General features: G+C 72.5%; 4 protein-coding genes. All 4 read left to right on the top strand.

Annotation, left to right across the window (positions count from 1 at the left end; genetic code table 11):
* The coding region (gene eccE, locus GXP76_RS34470; RefSeq protein WP_242575557.1) for a type VII secretion protein EccE at nucleotides 1–1,206 on the top strand (1,206 nt) is incomplete at its 5' end.
* On the top strand, nucleotides 1,203–1,901 hold the full coding sequence (locus tag GXP76_RS34465) for a hypothetical protein (RefSeq protein ID WP_242575556.1): 699 nt from the start codon (nucleotides 1,203–1,205) through the stop codon (nucleotides 1,899–1,901). The genes eccE and GXP76_RS34465, both read left to right, overlap by 4 nt.
* A gap of 211 nt (nucleotides 1,902–2,112) precedes the next feature.
* A complete protein-coding gene (locus GXP76_RS34460) occupies nucleotides 2,113–2,346 on the top strand; it encodes a DUF397 domain-containing protein (RefSeq protein ID WP_078074778.1) in 234 nt (77 codons plus the stop codon).
* 503 nt (nucleotides 2,347–2,849) lie between these two features.
* Nucleotides 2,850–3,882 (top strand): SCO5717 family growth-regulating ATPase (locus GXP76_RS34455; RefSeq protein WP_308354290.1); only part of this gene is annotated, 1,033 nt, incomplete at its 3' end.

The following is a 3,882-nucleotide window of genomic DNA, read 5'->3' as shown; positions in this document are numbered from 1 at the left end:
GCCCTCTCCCGCACCAGCCACGTCGGTCCCTTCCAGCTGAGGCAGCTGGTGCTCGTCGAGCTCGCGCTCGCGCTGGCAGCCGTCGGCGCCGTGCTCGGCGGGTTGTGGCTGGTGCCCACGATCGCCGTCGCCTGCGTGCTGGTCCTCTTCGCCGTTCTGCGGCGCCGTGGTCATGCCGTCCAGGACTGGCTCTCGACCGTCCTCTCCCTCCGTGCACGCGAGCGGGCAGCCGGGCCCGCGGCGGTGGACGTCGATCCGTCGCTGGTCCCGATCGCGGAGGCGGTCCCGGCGCTGCGCCCGTACACGTACGTCGACCGCGACCGCCGCACCGTCGGGATGCTCGGCGACGGCAGCTTCCTGACGGCTGTCGTACGGGTCGAGGCGAGCGGGTCCGCGCTGCGGCCGGCGTTCGGCGCGCGGGCGCTGCCGCTCTCCGTCCTGGGCGGCGCCCTGGAGGTCGACGACATCAGACTGGAGTCGGTCCAGTTGGTGCAGCAGGTGCGTTCCGCACCCGCGCCGCATCTGCCCCAGCAGTCGGTGGCCCGGCTCTCGTACGTACCTCTTCAGGAGAAGACCGGCGCCCCGGCGCTGCGACTGACGTGGGTGGCGGTGAAGCTCGATCCCGAGCTGTGCAGGGAGGCGGTGGACGCGCGCGGGGGCGGCGTCGAAGGCGCCCAGCGTTGCCTCGTACGAGTGGCGGACCACGTGGCGAGCCGGATCACCGGAGCGGGGTTCCGGGCCGTCGTGCTGGACCAGGAGGAGCTGAATTCCACCATCGCGACGTCGGCCTGTGCCAGTCCCACGCAGGCCGCCCACGCAGGCCGCCCCGACAGCGCGCCGTCGCGCCGCACGGCCGAGACGGCGCGCGTGTGGCGGTGCGACGACAGGTGGCACACGACGTACGCGGTCGGCCGCTGGCCCGAGTTGGGGCGTGGCGCCGCTCCGCTGCCCAAGCTGGTGTCGTTGCTCACCGCCACCCCCGCGTACGCGACGACCTTCAGCCTCACCCTGCGACGGGGCACCCGTCTGGGAGCCATGACCGTGAACGGACATGTCCGGATCACCGGCGGCAGTGACACCGAACTGGTGGGCGTGCGAAGGCTGTTGGAGCAGGCCGCGCGGTCGGCCAAGGTCGGCCTCGTACGTCTCGACCGCGAGCAACTGCCGGGTGCCCTGGCCACACTTCCGCTGGGAGGCGCCCGATGAGCGGGCTGCGTACGCTGCTCGGCCCGCGGCACGCGGGGCACACCATGCCGACCGACGAACTCGGCGCGCTCTCGCTGCCGGTCGGCGACGACGGTGTGGTGATCGGTGACGACGCCGAGGGGCACCCCCAGATGGTGGGGTTCCACCGCTCCGCGCCGTACGACGTCCTGCTGATCGGCGGCCTCTGGACGGCGCAGGTGATCGCGCTGCGCGCGGCGGGCACCGGGGCGCGCGTGGTCGTCGAGACGGGGCGTGCCCAGGCCTGGACGCTGCTGGCGCAGGCCGCCGGCGCGGGCCTGGAGTGCATCACCCTGCACGACGTGGGCCGGGTGCCGCCCCAGGGCGCGACGGTGGGCAGCCCGGTGGTGGTCGTACGCGACGCGGGCATGCGGCCGCCCCGTGGCCGTGTGGTGTCGGCTCCGTGGCAGTCGGTGCTGACGTTGCTGCCGTATCTGAGCCCCGTCGCACCCCGGCTGATGCGGAACTCGACGCTGGTGGGTGTGCAACGGGTGTCGCCCCGCGAGGCCGAGCAGATCGGCCGGATCCTCGGACTGTCGCAGGCGGAGAGCGAGGCGCTGCCGACGCTGGCCGACGGTGTCACCCTCTGGTGCGCCGGGCGCGAGCGGCACTGGGTGATGACGAGTCCCACGGACGCCGAGTCGGGACTGCTGGGCACAGCCCGCAGGATGGACTGAACCGCTTCAGGAGGCGGGCGGGCCGGCGGGGAGCCCTCGGCGGCGACGTACGGGGCGGGATGCCCGGCGCGGGTGACGGGACGGGAATCGCCGGACCGGACGCACCGGGCGGATCTAGGATCCGTAGGAGCACGCGTCGGTGGGCCTGTTTGTCTCCCTCCGTGTGTGGAGACCGTTCAACTCAGCAGTTGTCGAAGGAAAGGCCTGACCGATGGGGACCGCACAGGAGAAGGACGAGTTGTACGCCCTCGACATCTCTGGCGTCGAGTGGCTCAGCGCCCCGGGCACGAGCGAGGACGAGGAGCGCGTCGAGATCGCGCATCTGCCGGGCGGGGCGGTGGCGATGCGGTCGTCCCTGGATCCCGACACCGTGCTGCGGTACACCGAGGCGGAGTGGCGGGCGTTCGTACTGGGTGCGCGCGACGGGGAGTTCGACCTCCAGTAGAAGCTCGGTCGCCGACTTCCGCCGACGGAGCGTGCGACCGCATCCCTCGCCACTTCCTTGAATAGGGCGCCCTCGCCGCCTCCTTGAGAAGAGGGCCGACCGAAACGGCAGAGGCGGCGGAAGCTCTCGGTCCGGGGGCTCCGGGACACAACCACCTGGACCGGACCACGTCGGACGGGCGCCGATACCGGATCGTTGACTCGTGCCCGAGGTGGCACGAACGGGCGTGCATTCCTGTGCGGTTGTCACGATTCACCCCACTGTCTTCCTGACCGTCTGCCGCGCCCGGACCACCAGGGGACGAGGGGCGCCGTACGGGGCGACCGATGACCGGTGGGCGGACCTGCCGGAGCGGGCGCGCGGGCGATTAGGGTGGGTCGGGGCGCACGAGAACCCGCAGGCATGCCGGGAGCGTCCCAACGGGTAGAGCCGGGCTGATCGAGTGACAACGGTCGCCCCCACCCAACACGGCACAAGGGTGCTCGACCACACCAGGAGGCAAAGTGAACGGCGATCGGGACGAGATCCGTGGGGACTGGAACACTCCCGTCGATGATCAGTCCGACGCGGAGCCCGCCGAGATGACGGGTGAGTTCACCATCGACTACACCCCGCCGGCCTGGTACACGCAGAACGCCTCCGGGGACACGTCGGGCGACGGGGCGGGCTCGCGGAGCTCCACCCCGCCGCCACCGCCTCCGAATGGGGCTCCCGTGGCCGTGCCGGGGCTGCCGGCGGGCGGTGGCTACGAGCCGAACTGGCCGCACCGACAGCCTCCGCCGCCGATCCCCGCGCAGAGCGCGCCCCTGACGCCGTCCGTCGATCCGGTGCTGCCGTCGGCGCCTCCGCCCGTGGCACCCTCCCTCTCCACGGCTGATGACTCCGCCGCGTCGGAGCCTTTCGCGCAGCCTTTCGGCGCCGGGGATCTGGAGAGCGGGGCCACCATGCGCTTCTCCCCCGCCGCGCTGAAGCGCGAGATCGCGGAGATCGACGCCGCCAAGCAGGCGGCGGAGACCGCCAAGAGCGACGCCGACGGGGCCACTGACGATGCCGACGGGGCGGTCGACGGAACGACTGGCGACGCCACTCCTGCCAGGTCCTCGGCGGAGGACGAGCAGGATGGGGACGGCGTCGGAACGAGTGCCGGCCTCGGTCCGCGTTCCGGTGAGGACGAGAACCGCGCCGAGGACGAGGCGGACAGTAAGTACGGCGGTCGGAGCGAGGACGGGGACAGCGACAGGCGCGAGGACGCGGACGTCAAGGACGACGTACGGGGCAGCGACGACGTCGCGGAGGGAGACACTGGCGGAGGCCGCCTGAACGGGTCTGCCGACTTCACCGTCGACGCGCCTTCGGGGCGTCCGGATGCGTCGACCGGCTCCGACGCCGACGACCACTCGGACCGCGACGCCGAGGACGGACTCGACGTCAACTCCGGGGAGCCGGCGGACGTCGGCGCCGCCGTGGTCGGCGCGGACCTCTCGGACGATGTCCAGGACCGCCGCGCCGATTCGGCCGATACGGTCGACGAGCCTG

This window comes from Streptomyces sp. NP-1717 (genome assembly GCF_022695985.1).
Classification (GTDB): Bacteria; Actinomycetota; Actinomycetes; order Streptomycetales; family Streptomycetaceae; genus Streptomyces.
Note: the sequence above shows the minus strand (reverse complement) of the source record. Positions and strands in the feature narration are given on the sequence as shown.

Coding starts and splice junctions, on each gene's coding strand:
- GXP76_RS34465 (WP_242575556.1), top strand. CDS start 1,203: ATGAGCGGGCTGCGTACGCTGCTCGGCCCGCGGCACGCGGGGCACACC.
- GXP76_RS34460 (WP_078074778.1), top strand. CDS start 2,113: ATGGGGACCGCACAGGAGAAGGACGAGTTGTACGCCCTCGACATCTCT.